This window comes from Stenotrophomonas sp. RIT-551, assembly GCF_026241915.1.
GTDB classification, from domain to species: Bacteria; Pseudomonadota; Gammaproteobacteria; order Xanthomonadales; family Xanthomonadaceae; genus Stenotrophomonas; species Stenotrophomonas bentonitica_A.
Genome location: NZ_JAPJIU010000009.1, coordinates 55,148 through 70,200 on the forward strand (window position 1 = coordinate 55,148; position 15,053 = coordinate 70,200).

Annotated in this window: 9 protein-coding genes; 5 read left to right on the forward strand and 4 right to left on the reverse strand. The window is 69.5% G+C overall.

The window, feature by feature from the left end; all coding sequences use genetic code 11:
* Window positions 1-81 precede the first annotated feature (81 nt).
* Entirely contained in the window at window positions 82-432 is a 351-nt protein-coding gene (locus tag ORK51_RS12155) for a helix-turn-helix domain-containing protein (RefSeq protein WP_266085062.1), read from the forward strand.
* Window positions 433-448: 16 nt separating this feature from the next.
* Here ORK51_RS12155 and ORK51_RS12160 read toward each other — a convergent pair whose 3' ends face one another.
* Window positions 449-1,831 (reverse strand): L-serine ammonia-lyase, encoded by a 1,383-nt coding sequence (locus tag ORK51_RS12160; protein WP_019185097.1) that lies wholly within the window; start codon window positions 1,829-1,831, stop codon window positions 449-451.
* A 97-nt stretch (window positions 1,832-1,928) separates the two neighbouring features.
* Here ORK51_RS12160 and ORK51_RS12165 point away from each other — a divergent pair, with 97 nt between their 5' ends.
* Entirely contained in the window at window positions 1,929-2,147 is a 219-nt protein-coding gene (locus ORK51_RS12165; RefSeq protein ID WP_261997335.1) for a glutaredoxin family protein, read from the forward strand.
* An 81-nt stretch (window positions 2,148-2,228) separates the two neighbouring features.
* Here the strand turns inward: ORK51_RS12165 and ORK51_RS12170 are convergent, their stop codons facing one another.
* From ORK51_RS12170 to ORK51_RS12180, 3 genes are read right to left on the reverse strand one after another with little or no spacing between them, the layout of a single operon-like run.
* Entirely contained in the window at window positions 2,229-2,795 is a 567-nt protein-coding gene (locus ORK51_RS12170) for a YceI family protein (RefSeq protein WP_019186059.1), read from the reverse strand.
* A 2-nt stretch (window positions 2,796-2,797) separates the two neighbouring features.
* Window positions 2,798-3,370, reverse strand: a complete 573-nt coding sequence (locus tag ORK51_RS12175) for a cytochrome b (RefSeq protein ID WP_266085063.1) — start codon at window positions 3,368-3,370, stop codon at window positions 2,798-2,800.
* Complete coding sequence (locus tag ORK51_RS12180; protein WP_266085064.1) at window positions 3,367-4,047, reverse strand: YceI family protein; 681 nt, start codon at window positions 4,045-4,047, stop codon at window positions 3,367-3,369. The genes ORK51_RS12175 and ORK51_RS12180 overlap by 4 nt, the downstream gene beginning before the upstream one ends.
* Before the next feature lie 228 nt (window positions 4,048-4,275).
* Here ORK51_RS12180 and ORK51_RS12185 point away from each other — a divergent pair, with 228 nt between their 5' ends.
* The 3 genes from ORK51_RS12185 (at window position 4,276) to ORK51_RS12195 (ending at window position 15,031) form a co-directional block, all read left to right on the forward strand.
* Window positions 4,276-7,824, forward strand: coding sequence for a hybrid sensor histidine kinase/response regulator (locus ORK51_RS12185; RefSeq protein ID WP_070425718.1), 3,549 nt, complete (start codon window positions 4,276-4,278; stop codon window positions 7,822-7,824).
* A gap of 194 nt (window positions 7,825-8,018) precedes the next feature.
* Window positions 8,019-11,525 (forward strand): sensor histidine kinase, encoded by a 3,507-nt coding sequence (locus tag ORK51_RS12190; RefSeq protein WP_266085065.1) that lies wholly within the window; start codon window positions 8,019-8,021, stop codon window positions 11,523-11,525.
* A complete protein-coding gene (locus tag ORK51_RS12195) occupies window positions 11,522-15,031 on the forward strand; it encodes a response regulator (RefSeq protein WP_266085066.1) in 3,510 nt (1,169 codons plus the stop codon). Before ORK51_RS12190 ends, ORK51_RS12195 begins: the two co-directional genes overlap by 4 nt.
* The last annotated feature ends 22 nt before the right edge of the window (window positions 15,032-15,053 follow it).

The window sequence follows — 15,053 nt, forward strand, 5'->3', positions numbered from 1 at the left end:
GTGGTGCCGTCGTGGTGCCGTCGTGGCGAAGGGGGGATCTGCAGGGCAGAATCGCTGCATGACCACGCAGGAGCGAGCACGATGGAGTTCTCTGGAGAGACGGTGAAACGGCTGCGCGAGCAGCGCGGCTGGTCGCAGGAACATCTGGCGGGTGCAGCGGGGCTGAGCGCGCGTACGGTGCAGCGGATGGAAGCGGCGGGCCGCGCCTCGGGAGAAACCTGCATGGCGATCGCCGCAGCGTTGAGCGTGGAAATGGATCAGCTGGCCGACGCGCAGCCTGCGCCGGTTGCCACCGGTACGGATCCGCTGACCATCGCGTTTACCCTGATCCTCATGATCATGCTGATGCTGGCCGGCGGCTACACCGTCGGCAAGGATCTGGCGATGCGCGACAACGCGCGTGACAGCTCGAGCCAAGCCAGCGGCCGCTGAGCGGCCGCGCTCGGATTCAGCACTCGATGACGTTGACCGCCAGCCCGCCGCGGCTGGTTTCCTTGTATTTGTCCTGCATGTCGCGGCCGGTGTCGCGCATGGTCTTGATGACCTTGTCCAGCGAGACCTTGTGCTTGCCATCGCCGCGCATCGCCATGCGCGAGGCGTTGATCGCCTTGACCGCGCCCATCGCGTTGCGTTCGATGCAGGGGATCTGCACCAGGCCACCGATTGGATCGCAGGTCAGGCCGAGGTTGTGTTCCATGCCGATCTCGGCGGCATTCTCGATCTGGCTCGGGTTGCCGCCGAGCGCGGCGACCAGGCCGCCGGCGGCCATCGAGCAGGCCACGCCCACTTCACCCTGGCAGCCCACTTCGGCACCGGAGATCGAGGCATTTTCCTTGTACAGGATGCCGATCGCCGCCGAGGTCAGCAGGAAATCGAACACGCGCTGTTCGTTGGCACCGGGGCAGAAGCGGTCGAAGTAATGCAGCACGGCCGGCAGCACGCCGGCGGCGCCGTTGGTCGGGGCGGTGACCACGCGGCCACCGGCGGCGTTTTCTTCGTTCACCGCCAGCGCGTACAGGTTGACCCAGTCCAGCGTGGTCAGCGGATCGCGCATCGCCGCTTCGGGCTTGGAGGACAGCTCGCGGTACAGCGCCGGTGCGCGGCGGGAGACATGCAGGCCGCCGGGCAGGGTGCCTTCCTGGCGGATGCCGCGTGCCACGCAGGCCTGCATGGCGCTCCAGATTTCACGCAGGCTCTCGCGGATCTCGTCCTCGGTACGCCAGCACTTCTCGTTCTCGAACATCATCTGGGCGATGCTCAAGCCACTGCGCGCGGTCTGCGCAAGCAGCTCGTCGCCGCTCTTGAACGGATAGGGCAGCGGGGTTTCATCGGGCACGATCCGGTCATCGGCCGCATCGTCCTGGTTGACCACGAAGCCACCACCGACGGAGTAGTAGTCGCGCGTGGCGATCACCTGCTCATCGGCGCCGTAGGCGGTGAAGCGCATGCCGTTGGTGTGGTACGGCAGTTTCTGGCGCTTGTTCAGGCCCAGGTCGCGCTTCTCGTCGAAGGCTATCTCGTGCTGGCCCATCAGGCGGATCCGCTTGCTGCTGCGGATGCGCTCCAGGGTCTCGGGGATGATGTCCGGATCGATCAGGTTCGGGCGCTGGCCTTCCAGCCCGAGCAGCACCGCCTTGTCGGTGCCATGGCCACGGCCGGTCAGGGCCAGCGAACCGTAGACGTCGGCGCGGATGCGCACCACGTCCTGCAGATGGCCCGGATCGAGCAGCCAGCGGTGCACGAAACGTTCGGCAGCCTTCATCGGTCCCACGGTGTGGGAAGAACTCGGGCCAATGCCGATCTTGAAAACGTCGAACGTGCTGACAGCCATGATTGCCAAACTGCGGGTATCGGATGGAGCGCTATTCTATGCTGTCGCAGGCGCCAGCCTTGAGTGCGGCGCAACATTTTCCAAGGCGGGTGGGCCGGTGTTTACCTTGTTCCAGCGTGATGACTGCCATTTGTGCGACCAGGCCCTGGCGGTGCTGGCCCAGGCCCGGGTGGCCGATCTGGACAGTGTGTTCATCGATGACGATGCCGCGCTGGAGGCCCGCTACGGGCTCCGGGTGCCTGTGTTGCGCGATGCACGGGGCCGGGAACTGGACTGGCCGTTCGACGTGCCCGCGGTAGAAGCCTGGATCCGGTAGAGCCGACCGTTGGTCGGCTGCCCGGGGGATCATCGTTGCGGCAGCCGACCAACGGTCGGCTCTACCTGTAGCCGGCGCGGCTTATTTTGCTTTCAGTACGACCTTGGTGCTGATCGCGGTCTCGTTCGGGATGGTCTTGGTGTCGGCCCAGTCGCCGCCGCCCACACCGAAGTCCAGGCGCTTGACCGTGGCCTTGCCGGCCAGCACCGGCTGCGCGCCCGGGGTCCAGGTGAAGGTGAGCGTGACCGGCTTGCTGACGCCGCGCAGCTCCAGGGTGCCGTCCGCGGCGTACTGGTTGTTGCCCAGCGAACGGAACTTGGTGGCGCTGTACTTGGCCTGGGCGAACTTGCCCACGTTGAAGAAGTCCGCGCCCTGCAGGGTCGAGTCGCGGTCGCTGTTGCCACTCTTGGCGCTGGCCAGCGGAATGGTCACTTCCAGCTTGGCATCGTCCAGCTTGGCCGGATCGAAGCTGATCCTGGTGTCAAAGCCGGGGAAGGTGCCGGTAAACACTTCACCGTCGTACTTGGTGGCAAAGGCCAGCACCGAGCCGGGCGCCTGCACGTAATCGGCGGCCAGCACCGGGGCGGTGGCCAGCAGGCCGGCCAGGGCGGCGGCGACCGCGGCGGGAGAGGTGAGCTTGATGTTCATGGTCAATCCTTCTGGGGGGAGGCAAGCCAGCGCTGCGGGAGCATGCGCGCAAGCGTGGCATCGCGTTGGTAAAAATGGTGGTAAAGCGCAGCACTGGCATGGGCGACGACCACCGCGATCAGCAGCCAGAAGCCCCACTCGTGGATGGCGTGGGAGATCTGGGTGACACGTTCATCGGGCGGGCTGAGTTTGGGCACATCGACCAGGCCGAACCAACGGAACGGGCGCAGGCCGCTGGCCGAGTCGTACAGCCAGCCTGACAGCGGAATGGCGAACATCAGCACGTACAGCAGCCAGTGCGTGGCCGAGGCGACGCGTTCCTGCCAGGTTGGCGTGCCCGGCACCGGTTGCGGGGCGCCGGCGTACAGCCGCCACAGCAGCCGGGTCACCACCAGCGCCAGCACGGTGATGCCGATCGATTTGTGCATGGTGTAGACCCAGAAGTACTTCGGGGTTTTGGGCAGCTCGCCCATGGTCAGCCCGACGATGCCCAGGGCGAGGATCAGTGCAGCGATGAGCCAGTGCAGGGTCTGGCTGACGCCGCCCCAGCGGGTCGGGGTGTTCTTGGCGGTCATGGCGTGGTCTCCTGGACCGGCTGTGGGGTATCTGAGTCGATCGGCGGGGCCGGAGTTCCCGGCACATCGGCAGGGGCAGGATCGCCCGGCTCGCTCGCGCTGCGATCGCGCACGGCCTCCGCTTCGATCCGCAGCTGCACCTCATCGCCGATCATCGAGGCCCAGCCATCCACGCCGAAGGCACTGCGGCTGAGTGTGGCGGTGGCCGAGAAACCGGCGGTGCGGCGGAACGGCGGCAGCGGATGACGCTTGAGCGCGTTGAGGGTGACCGCCAGCGTGACCTCGCGGGTCACCCCGCGCACGGTGAGCTGGCCGATCACGTTGGCGTGGGTCGGATCGATCGGTTCGACCCGGGTCGAGACGAACCGCGCTTCCGGGAAACGCTCACCGTCGAGCAGGTTGCGCGCCAGCGTGGCCTTGTTCCATTTGTCATCGCCCAGGTCCAGGCGCTGGATCGGCACGCTGACCTCCAGGCGTGCCGTGCGCCAGTCGTCCGGGTCGAACACCAGCACGCCTTCGCTGCCGGACACGGTGCCCAGTGCGTGGGAGAAGCCGGCATGCTCCACCGCGAACAGCACGCGGGTATGCACCGGGTCGAGGCGGTAGCTGTCGGGGGCGGCGATGGCGAGCAGCGGCAGGGCCGACAACAGCAGCGAAAGGGTCAGGCGCTTGAGCAAGGCGCTGGCTCCATGAGGGTCTGGGGCGATCATACGCACAGCCGTGTCATGGGATGCAGCGTCATGGCTGCAACAGATCGTGGTGCGGCCGACAACAGCACGTGGCGCCCGTGCCGTGTTCCCTGTGCAGGACGGAAACAGCCCGTTCCATCCACGGCCGTCGGCCCGGAATGCGGACACCGTCCTGATCGCTGTGTGACAATCCGCACCAACAGGGAGACCGGATCGATGAGCACGCGCCGCTGGGGTGCAGGCATCGTGCTGTTGGGGCTGTGGTTGTGCGCAGTGCCGTCAGTGTTGGAAGCCGCAGGGATATCGGCGGAAACGCCACGCTTGCGCCGCCTGGGCGCGGCCGAGGGCATGCCGTCGCGCATGGTGCTGGCCCTGGCCCAGGATCGCCAGGGCTACATCTGGGCCGGCACCGATGACGGCCTGGCCCGCGTGGACGGCGTCGGCCTGCGGGTGTGGCGCAATGATCCGGCCGACCCCGGCTCGCTTCCCGGCAACGAGGTGGAAACACTGCTGATCGATCCGCTGGACCGCGTCTGGGTGGGCAGCAATGGTGCTGGCCTGGGCATGCTGGGTCCGGACCGGACGGCGTTCACCCGCTTTACCGCCCTGAGCGAGGCGTGCGAGGGCCAGTTCTGGTCGCTGGCCTATGCCGCGCAGTCGCTGTGGATCGGCACCAACCAGCACGGCATATGCCGGCGCAGCGAAGACGGGGCGCTGGTCAGGTACCAGGCCGACCCGAGCGATCCGCGCAGTCTGCCCGACAACACCATCTACACTCTGTTGGCCGATCCGCAGGGGCGGGTCTGGGTGGGGACCTCCAACGGTGTCGCCCGCTGGGATGGCGAGGGTTTCACCCGGATCGCGCCGGCCCTGCTGGGCGGCAAGAGCGTGTTCCGCCTGACCCGCGAGCCCGATGGCACGGTCTGGGCGGGCACCGAAGGCGGGCTGTTCGAGATCGGTGCCGATGACCAGGCCCGTCCGGCGCCCTGGAAGCTCAGCGCCGATGTACGTGCGGCCACGGTGATCCACGACCGCAACGGCGGCTATTGGCTGGGCACCGCCGATGGTCTTTACCGCGGCGATGCCAGCACCGCGCGGCTGCTCGCCGGTGATGCCGGCAGTGGCTTCCTGACCGCGCGCAGTGGCGTGCTGGACATGCTGCAGGATCATGAAGGCGGCCTGTGGGTGGCGATGCTGACCCAGGGACTGGCCTACCTCCCCCCGGACTGGAAGCGTTTCTCCAGCTGGTACCAGCTCGACGGCAAGCCGTTGGACAGTGTGTACCTGCTGGGCGCGGCAGCGGCGGGGGACGACTTCTACATTTCCGGCGCGCACGGGCTCTACCGTCTCGATGTGCAGGGGCAGCTGCGCCAGATCGCCGACGACAAACAGATCGGGGTGGGCGCGGCGTGGTCGCTGTTGCCCCGCGAGGACGGCGCCGTGTGGATCGGTCGCGCGGGCCGTCTGAATCTGTACCAGCCGGCCACCGGCACGTTGCGCGAGTGGAAGATCGGCGGTGGCGCCGATGTACGCCAGCGCATCGATCTGATCCGGCAGGCACCGGATGGCGAGCTGTGGCTGTCGATCATGAACTTCGGCATCCAGCGCCGCGACGCCCGCGGCAACGTGCTCGATACGATCCGCAACGACCAGAACCGCGGGCTGACCGAGAATCCGGTCGAGCAGATGGTGTTCGATCCGCGCGGGCAGCTCTGGGTGATGGGCGACCAGATGGGGCTGATGCGCTGGCGCAACGACCGTTTCGAACAGGTGCCCGGGATTTCCCGCGGCAGCATCTACGATGCCGCCTGGACGGGCCCGGATGAACTCTGGCTGGCGCGCCAGGGCGCGCTGGAACGGTACCGCTGGGACGGGCTCAGCATGAGCCTGCGCGAACGCGTCGGCGCGGCCGAAGGGATGCCGGCGGTGTCGATGGGCGGGCTCGCGCTGGGCAGCCACGGGCAGGTATGGGCGACCACGCCACGCGGCCTGGTGTGCTGGCAGGGCAGCGAACGTCGATTGCGGCTGTATGGCGAACGCGACGGCTTGCCGGATGTGGAGTTCAGCAATCGCCCGCCCGTGCAGACACGCGACGGCCGGGTGCTGGCAGTGACCGCGACCGGGCTGGTTGGTTTCGATCCGGACGCGGCGGACATGGTGCTGCCGCCATCGCAGTTGGTGATCGACAGCGTGCAGGTGCGTCGTGACGATGCCGAGGGCCAGCAGATGCTGCCGCCGCAGGCACCGATCGTGCTGGGCCCGCAGGACCGCGACCTGATCGTGTCCGCGCGCCTGCTGTCGTTCGCCAACCCGCATGGCAACCGCTATCGCTACCGGGTGTCCGGCTATGACCAGAACTGGGTGATGCAGGCGGCCGACGGCGAACGGCTGTTGTCGCGCCTGCCCGCCGGGCACTATCGCATCGAGGTGCAGGCCGCGACGCCGCACGGCGCGTGGACGCCGCCCAGCACGCTGGACCTGGAGGTTCGCCCGCCATGGTGGCGCAGTGGCTGGGCGATCGTGGGCTATGTGCTGCTGGGCCTGATCGGGATCGCCGCGCTGGCGTACGTCGCACGTGCGCGCCTGCGCCGTCGCCAGCAATGGCAGCTGACGGTGCACAAACAACAGTTGGCCGAGCAGGCGTCACAGGCCAAGAGCCGCTTCCTGGCCACCCTGGGGCACGAAGTGCGCACACCGATGACCGGCGTGCTGGGCATGAGCGAACTGCTGCTGTCGACCCCACTGGATGAGGTGCAGCGGGGGTATGCCGGCTCGATCCAGCATGCCGGCAAACATCTGCTGCGGCTGGTCAACGACGCGCTGGACCTGGCCCGCATCGAGGCAGGGCGGCTGGAGCTGGATCTGCGTCCGTTCGATCTGATGTCGTTGCTGGAGCAGGTGGAAGCCCTGATGGAACCGATGGCCCACCACCGTGGGCTGGCGTTCGAACGCAGCTTCAACCTGCCGGGTCCAGTGCAGGTCAGCGGCGATGAGATGCGTGTGCGGCAGATCCTGATGAACCTGCTCGGCAATGCGATCAAGTTCACCGAGCATGGCCATGTCGGCCTGGGGGTCGAACTGGGCGAGGAGGGTCGCGCGATCATTTTCGAGGTCTCCGATACGGGACCGGGCATCAACCAGGACCAGCAGGAACGGTTGTTCCATCGCTTTGAACAGGCCGATGGCCCACGGACCGCATCGCGCTACGGTGGCAGTGGCCTGGGCCTGGCGATCTGCCAGGAACTGGCGGTGGCGATGGGCGGCCGGATCGAGATCGACAGCCGGCTGGGCGATGGCGCCCGATTCACCGTGTCGCTGCCATTGCCCTGGACCGTACAGCCGCTCGGCACGCCGCGTGAGGCGGGCCATGACACGCGCACGCAACTGCCGCCGCTGCGCATCCTGCTGGTTGAGGACGATGCCACCGTGGCCGATGTCATCGCCGGGCTGCTGCGCTCGCGCGGGCACGAGGTGGTGCACGTGCTGCACGGCCTGGCGGCGTTGTCCGAGGTGGCGGCAGGCCGCTTCGATGTGGGTCTGCTGGACCTGGACCTGCCGGCGCTGGACGGCATCGCGATCGCCGGACAACTGCGTGCGATGGGCTATGAGCTGCCCCTGATCGCGGTGACCGCACGCTCGGATGCCTACGCCGAGCAGCAGGTGCTGGCGGCCGGATTCAACGGTTTCCTGCGCAAGCCGGTGACCGGTGACATGCTGATCGATGCGATCGTGCAGGCGCGCGCCGGGAAGTCGCCCCGACACTGATCAGCCGATGCACTGCGCGCACCGGTGCGATCAATGCCATGCCTCGTAGTTTCTTTTTTGATCTGAAATTTGATTGATCGGACTGTGACCGGGTCCAGATCCTGCCAGCCCGCTTCGCGTGGCTTCGGCATACCGTGCTGTTCATGCAGGAGAGGACGGTCGGGGTACGCGTGGGGGGAGGCCGATCCGCATCAATGGGCCATCGCTGGGCTGCGGTGATGCTGGGTCTCGCGCTCTGGCTGCCGGTCCCTGTTCTGGCCGGCGATCCCGTCACGGCACCCTGGCCCCGGCCGCTGGGCCCTGCCGATGCGCTGCCGACCGCAGCGCTGCGTGCGGTCGTGGAAGACCGCGACGGTTATCTGTGGTTCGCCAGCGACGATGGACTGCTGCGCTTTGATGGTCACCGTTTCCGCGCGTGGCGAAGGGAACAGGGGCTGCTGGATGTGGACGTACGCGCGCTGCATCTGGATGCGCAGGACCAGCTCTGGCTGGCGACCGCCTCGCAGGGCCTGCTGACGCTGTCTGCTGATCGCCGCGAGATCCAGAGCGTGCCGGGCAATGGCGCGGTGGTCCTGCCGCGCATCGGCGTCATGCAGATCACCAGCACCCCCGATGGTGTGGTGTGGGTGGGCACCCTCGACGACGGCCTGTTCGCACGGCAGCCGGACGGCCGCTGGCAACGCGTGCCGTTGCAACTGCATGGTGGCCCTGTGCGCCGGGTGACTGCCCTGGTCACCGACCGCCAGGGCCGGCTGTGGATCGGGACGCCGGCGGGGGCATTGCGGCGTGAGGACCATCGTTTCACCCAGGTGCCGCTGCAGGACGACCAGGGCGTTGACGTGCGCGTGCTCTGGCCCGATCCGGACGGCGGGGTGTGGGTGCGCACACCGCAGGGGGTGTACCGGTGGCGCGATGGCGAGCTGCATCAGATGCCGGAGGGCACGGCGATGCCGGTGCTGCGCAGTACCGCGGGCGACCTCTGGAGCGCCGGCGCAACCGGACTGCGACTTCACGCGCGCGGGCAGGCGCCGCAGCCGGTGCCGCTGCGTGGATACGCCGGCGCCGTGATGAGCACGGCCGCGGTCAGCCATGCCCTGGAGGACCGGGTCGGCGGCCTGTGGTGGGTCGGCCGCGGCGAGGGCCTGTGGCACCTGCCCGCGCGGTGGCGCCAGTTCACGCTGCTGGCGGCCGCCCGTGATGGTTGGCCCGGACTCGATGGCGACCACGTGCTGGCCCTGGCGCCCTCCCATGGCAGGCGGGTGTGGATCGCCGGCGATCGCGGGCGCCTGCAGCGCGTGGACACGGTGAGCGGGCGCAGCGACCTGGGCATCGACTACCGCCCCGATCACCTGCGTGCCGGCACCGTGGCCATCGCCGAAGACCGTCGCGGCCAGGTATGGGTGGCCAGTGGCAATACGTTGTCGCGCTATCTGCCGCGCAGCGGTGGGCGCCGTCACTGGTTGCTGGGCGTGGGCGGCGAGGCGGGGAGGGTCGATCTGCAGGCCTGCGGCGATGGATCGTTGTGGCTCGGGCGTGCCGACCGCATCCAGCGACGCGATGCCGACGGTGTGCTGCAGTTGTCCGCCGCGCCGCACACCCTCGGGCTGGTGCCGCCGAGCCATGGCCCCCAGTTGCTGTGCGATGACGATGGCCGGCTGTGGGCAACCGACCGCAGCGGCGTCAAACGCTGGCTGCCGGCGCAGGAACGCTTCGCGGTCGTGGAGGGAGCGCCGCGCGGCGAAGTGGGGGCGATCGCCCGCGGCGAGGATGGCCACTACTGGATCAGCAGCCTCGGGGTACTGCGGCGCTACCGCTGGGATGGCCAGCAGCTGCGCAAGACGCACAACTTCGGCCCTGCGCACGGGTATCCGCGTCTGCTGGCACGCGCACTGGTGGTCGACGCAGCGGGCGTTGCATGGGCAGGCGATGCACGTGGCCTGGTCCGCGTCGACCCGCACGGCGGCGGCGTGCGCCACTTCGGCGGCGATGAGGGGCTGCCGGCGCAGGGCGTGCTGCCGCACGGGCTGGTGCGCACCGCCGACGGTCGGCTCGCCGCTGCGGTCAACGAAGGCGGGTTGTTGCTGATTGATCCGGCCGGTGTCGGGGGCCCTGAGCGCGCGCCGGGCCTGGTCATCCATGCGATCACTGCTCGCCGTGGCAAGGCACAGATCACGCTGCCGGTCGGCGCCGGCCCGGTGCCGCTCTCGGGTGCTGATCGGCATGTGCGCGTTGCCGCGCGGCTGCTCAGCAGCGGTGCGCCGTCGCACGTGCAGTATCGGTTCCGGCTGCAGGATCACGAGGCCCAGTGGCAGGAAAGCGATGCCACCGGGCTGCGCGTGTTCGAGCGTCTGCCGGTGGGGCTGCAGACGCTGGAGGTGCAGGCCCGGCAGGGAAACGGCCGGTGGTCGCCGGTGCGCCGGGTGACATTGCAGGTGGCCCCGGCATGGTGGCAGGCGCCGCCGGCGCGGTGGGCCGCCGCGGCCGCGGGGATGGGCGCGGTGTGGCTCTGCGGATGGCGCTTCCACGTACGCCGCGGTCGGCAGCGGCGCTGGCGCTGGCTGCGTGCCCGGCAGGGGCATGCCGAGCGCGCATCCGTGCAGCGCACCCGTTTCCTGACCACGCTGGGGACCCGCATCCGGGTGCCGATGACCGCGGTGCTGGGATGGAGCGAACTGCTGCTGCGCTCACCGCTTCCGCCAGGCCAGCGCAGCCGGGTCAACAGCCTGCACCATGCCGGTGAGCACCTGCTGCGGCTGATGGATGACGCACTGGATCTGGCCAGCATCGAATCAGGGGAACTGCAGTTGCAGCCGGCACCGTTCGTGCTGCAGCGGATGATCGAAGCACTGCACGCGCTGCTGCTGCCGGTGGCGCAGGGCAAGGCGCTTGCGTTGGAGTGGCACAGCACGCTGCCGGCCTCGGCGTGCGTCATCGGCGATGCGCGTCGCCTGCGCCAGATCCTGCTCAACCTGCTCGGCAACGCGCTGAAGTTCACCGCGCAGGGAACGGTGCGGCTGGAGGCGCACGGCGTACACGATGGCCAAGGGATCGTGCTGCGGGTGTGCGATACCGGACCGGGCATGACGCCGGCGCAGTGCCAGCGCCTGTTCCAGCGCTTTGAACAGGCCGATGGCGCGCAGACCGCGGCCCGTTACGGCGGCAGTGGGCTGGGATTGTCGATCTCACGCGATCTGGCAGTGGCCATGGGCGGCGATATCACCGTGACCAGCGCTCCCGGCCAGGGCACCTGTTTCCAGGTGGCGCTGCCCTTGCCGCGCGGTGAGCTCCCCACCGGCATCGTTGCAGCGTGTGCGCCGCCGGGGCCGGCTGCGGCCGGCGCACTGCGGGTGCTGGTGGTGTATCCCTCGGCGGTCGTCGCCGAGGTGCTGCTGGCCATGCTGGCCTCCCTGGGCCATCTGCCCACCCACTTTCCCGGCGCGGATGCATTGCCGCCCACCGCCGCGGACGGTGCGGCTTGGGACGTCATCGTGGTCGATCCCGCCCTTTGGGTCGATGGCGAACGCGTGGGGGCACGGCTGTCGCGGCGGTGGCCGGGGGTGCCACGGGTAGCACTGACTGCGCGTGCGGATGCCGCTGCGCAGCGCGAGGCGATCGCGGCCGGCTTCGAGCTGTTCCTGCGCCTGCCCGTGAGCCGGGCGGCGTTGGGCGATGGACTGGCCAGATGCCGGCGCAGCGCATGAGCGGCACGCCGCACCGAGGGTGCCGGTGGAGACGGTGGGGGCTGCTGGTCTGGCTGCTGCAGGCGTTTCCGGTGCTGGCGCTGCCCAGCCATGGCGTACGGATGACGACCGTCGACGGATTGCCTTCCAACGTGGTGCATCAGATCGTGGAGGACCGTAAGGGCTATCTCTGGTTCGCGACCGGCGACGGCCTGGCGCGCTATGACGGCAGCGGGTTCCGGATCTGGCGGATGGAACACGGCCTGGCCGACAACGTGGTGCGCAGCCTGGCCCTCGATGGCCATGACCAGCTGTGGATCGGCACCGGCAACGGTTATCTGCAGCGTTTTTCCGCTGACCGCCAGCAGTTCGCCCGGTGGGCGGGGCCGGCGGTACCCACGGTGGCGGCCAGCCCGATCCTGGCGATCCAGCCCATGGACGATGGCAGCGTCTGGTTTGGTACCCGCGAGGCCGGTCTGTTCCGGCTCGACCGCGATCACTTCCTGCGTCAGTACCTGCCGGCCGCTGGCGGTGGTGGTTTGCCGTCGGCACGGGTGGAGCGGCTCGTGTCCGATCCGCACGGCGGCCTGTGGATCGGCAGTGCCGCCGGGCTGGCGAGGTGGCAGCACGACCGGTTCCAGACGCCTGCGATGCTCGGCGCTTCCGCTCGGCCGGTGACCGCGCTCGGCCTGGATTCGCAGGGGCGGTTGCATTCCAGCACGGGCGAGGGTTCGCGGGTGCGGCAGCTGCCGTCCTTGCAACCCGTTTCCGGGCACCGCACACCCGCCCGTTGGCTCGGCGCGGCGCGGCGTGGCGGGGACTGGTTCGGCGATGGCGACCAGGTGTGGTGGCAGGATCAGCACGGCCGGAACCACCACGCACTTCAACTGCCCCGGCCGCACGGGCGCGAGGTGTCGCGTATCGGGCAGGCGTTCGAGGACCGGCAGGGGCGGGTCTGGTTGTCGGGAAGCCGCCAGGGCGTATGGCGACTCGGCGCCCAGTGGCGGCACTTCGAGCGTTTCGCCGCACCGGCCGGACCCGTCGCCGGTGCGGCAGGCAGCCTGGCCCCGGCGGCAGACGCACACGCATGGTGGGCACGCGGCGGCACGCTCGCCCGTCTCTCGCCGGAGCAGGGCTTCTCCCCCGCGCGGTGGTCCTATGCACAGGATCCAGCACGTGCCGATCGCCATGTGGTGGTTGAAGATCCGCAGGGCGTGGTGTGGGTCTTCGCGGCGCCGTGGCTGACCCGGATCGATCCGCTGCGCCGGCGTCGGCAGCGCTGGCAGGTGGGGGCGGCCAGTGTGTCGCCGGGCACGTCGCCGCAGGCCGCGTTGCTGGCCTGTGGCGATCGCGTGTGGCTGGCCGGCAATGGCCGCGTGGAGCAGCGTGCGGGCGATGGCCGCGTCCTGGCCAGTGCTGCCTACGCGGCGGCGGGCCTGCGTCCGGGCGTGGCGGAGCTCGCGCTCCAGTGCAGCCCTGGCGGAGAGGTATGGTTGGGGGACGGCGAAGGTCTCAAACAGTGGCATGTGGCGGCCAGCCGTTTTCTCCCGGTGCCGGGCAGCGGCCGGCGGGAGATCGGCGCGCTGCATCTGGCCTCCGATGGGTGGCTGTGGGCAGCCGATGCGGAGGGCTGGTCGGCCTACCAGCATGCGCCCGGCCGCCCGCCTCACAGCCAACGGGTTGACGCGGCGCAGGGAGTACCGGCCGCGTTGCCACGCGGATTGAGCGGCGCCCCGGATGGTGCCTTATGGGCCACCACGGCGCGCGGGGTGGTGCGCCTGGCCCCGGAGCGCGGCAATGCGCGGCTGTACACCGCCGATGATGGCCTGCCGCTGATTGTGTTCGATACTGGCCTGGTTGCTGCCGGAGTGCATCTGCTCGCCCTGGAGGCCAACGGCGACGTGCTCGCCTTGCATCCGGCGGGCATGGTCGACGCCACGACGCCGGCATCGCTGGTGATCGACCGGGTGAAGGTGCGCCGACAACGGCGCTGGGTCGAGCTGCCTTCCACCGATCCACTGCAGCTCAACGCCGATGATCGCGACATCCAGTTGTCGGCGCGCCTGCTGAGCGGCCGGCCCGACGGTGTGAGCGGGTATCGATTCCGGCTGCGGGGCGAAGACCCCGAATGGGTCCGCGCCGGGCGACGCGGCGCGCGCGGCTTCCCCCGCCTGCCGGCCGGCGAGCATGTACTGGAATTCCAGGCACGTGACGTGGATGGGCAATGGTCGGCCCTGCAGCAGGTGCACCTGCACGTGGCCTACAACGGTTGGGCGCATCCCGGGGCGTGGGCGTTGCTGTGGCTGCTCGCCGCCAGTGCAGGCACGTTGCTGGTGTGGACGCTGAGGCAGCGGCGGCAGCGCGCGCTCGCCTGGCGGGCGGCCACGCGCCGCCAGGCACGTGCCGAACAGGCCGCGCAGGCCAAGGCGCGCTACATGGCCACGCTGGGGCATGAAGTCCGGACACCGCTCACCGGCGTGCTTGGCATGAGCGAACTGCTGTTGGCTACGCCGTTACCCGCAGGCGCGCGCGAACAGGTGCTGCATATCCAGCAGGGCGGGCGTGCATTGCTGCAGGTGGTGGACGAAGCGCTGGAGATGGCCAGGCTGCAGGCCGGCAAGGTGGTGCTGCATCCACGGGGCTTTGCCATCGGTCCGTGGTGGGACGAGGTACATGCCGCCGTGGCCGGGGGTCTGGAGGCGGGTGGCTGCCGCCTTGTTTTGGCTCCGCCATTGCAGCCCGGTGCCAGTGCCGTGGGCGACCCGGACCGGTTGCGGCAAGCCGTGGAACTGCTCGCGTGCGGGCTGGCAGGGCAGACCGGGGCTGTGCGGTTGACCCTGCGCATCGCCTGGCGGCCGGGCTGCAGTGGCCTGCTGCTGGATGTGCTCGCCGAACCGGGGGCCTGTCCGTCCCCAGCGCCGTTGCAGGTGCGCGAGGCCTTGGCCGATGTCGACGTGCTGATCGGCGCGATGCACGGGCACCTGCGCGTGTCGCGGCTGCCTGATCACCGCTGGCAGGGGACGCTGAGTGCCCCGCTGGAAGGCTGCCAGGCGATCGAGCCCCACGCGACCGCACCGCAGGGCGATGCGCTCGGTGCCCTTCAGGTCATGCTGGTGGAAGATAATCCGCTGGTGGCCGAGGTGGTCGGCGCACTGCTGCGGCTGCGCGGTCACACCGTCGTGCATGCCGCGCACGCGCTGGCGGCACTGACCGCGCTGGCCCGCCCCGGCACCCAGCTGATGCTGTTGGACCTGGACCTGCCGGGCATGGACGGGCTGTCACTGCTGCGCCTGCTGCGTCAGCAGGGCCAACGCCTGCCGATACTGGTGCTGACGGCGCGACGGGAGCTGGACCTGGAGATGCAGGTCATCGCCGCCGGCGCGGACGGTCTGGTACACAAGCCGCTGCAGGGCGATGCGCTGCACACGGCGATGCAACGGCTCGCCTTGCCGCGCGTGGATCGTGCCGGCGCAGGGAACGGTTTACTATGCGGGGCGTTGCCCGACGACCGGGGTGGTCAGGGGTGACAGGCCCGTTCCGGGCGACGGC

What these genes read in the sequence shown, in the direction of transcription:
- ORK51_RS12170 (WP_019186059.1), bottom strand. Translation starts at nt 2,795, where the DNA reads ATGAACATCAAGCTCACCTCTCCCGCCGCGGTCGCCGCCGCCCTGGCC.
- ORK51_RS12190 (WP_266085065.1), top strand. Translation starts at nt 8,019, where the DNA reads ATGGGCCATCGCTGGGCTGCGGTGATGCTGGGTCTCGCGCTCTGGCTG.
- ORK51_RS12175 (WP_266085063.1), bottom strand. Translation starts at nt 3,370, where the DNA reads ATGACCGCCAAGAACACCCCGACCCGCTGGGGCGGCGTCAGCCAGACC.
- ORK51_RS12195 (WP_266085066.1), top strand. Translation starts at nt 11,522, where the DNA reads ATGAGCGGCACGCCGCACCGAGGGTGCCGGTGGAGACGGTGGGGGCTG.
- ORK51_RS12155 (WP_266085062.1), top strand. Translation starts at nt 82, where the DNA reads ATGGAGTTCTCTGGAGAGACGGTGAAACGGCTGCGCGAGCAGCGCGGC.
- ORK51_RS12160 (WP_019185097.1), bottom strand. Translation starts at nt 1,831, where the DNA reads ATGGCTGTCAGCACGTTCGACGTTTTCAAGATCGGCATTGGCCCGAGT.
- ORK51_RS12185 (WP_070425718.1), top strand. Translation starts at nt 4,276, where the DNA reads ATGAGCACGCGCCGCTGGGGTGCAGGCATCGTGCTGTTGGGGCTGTGG.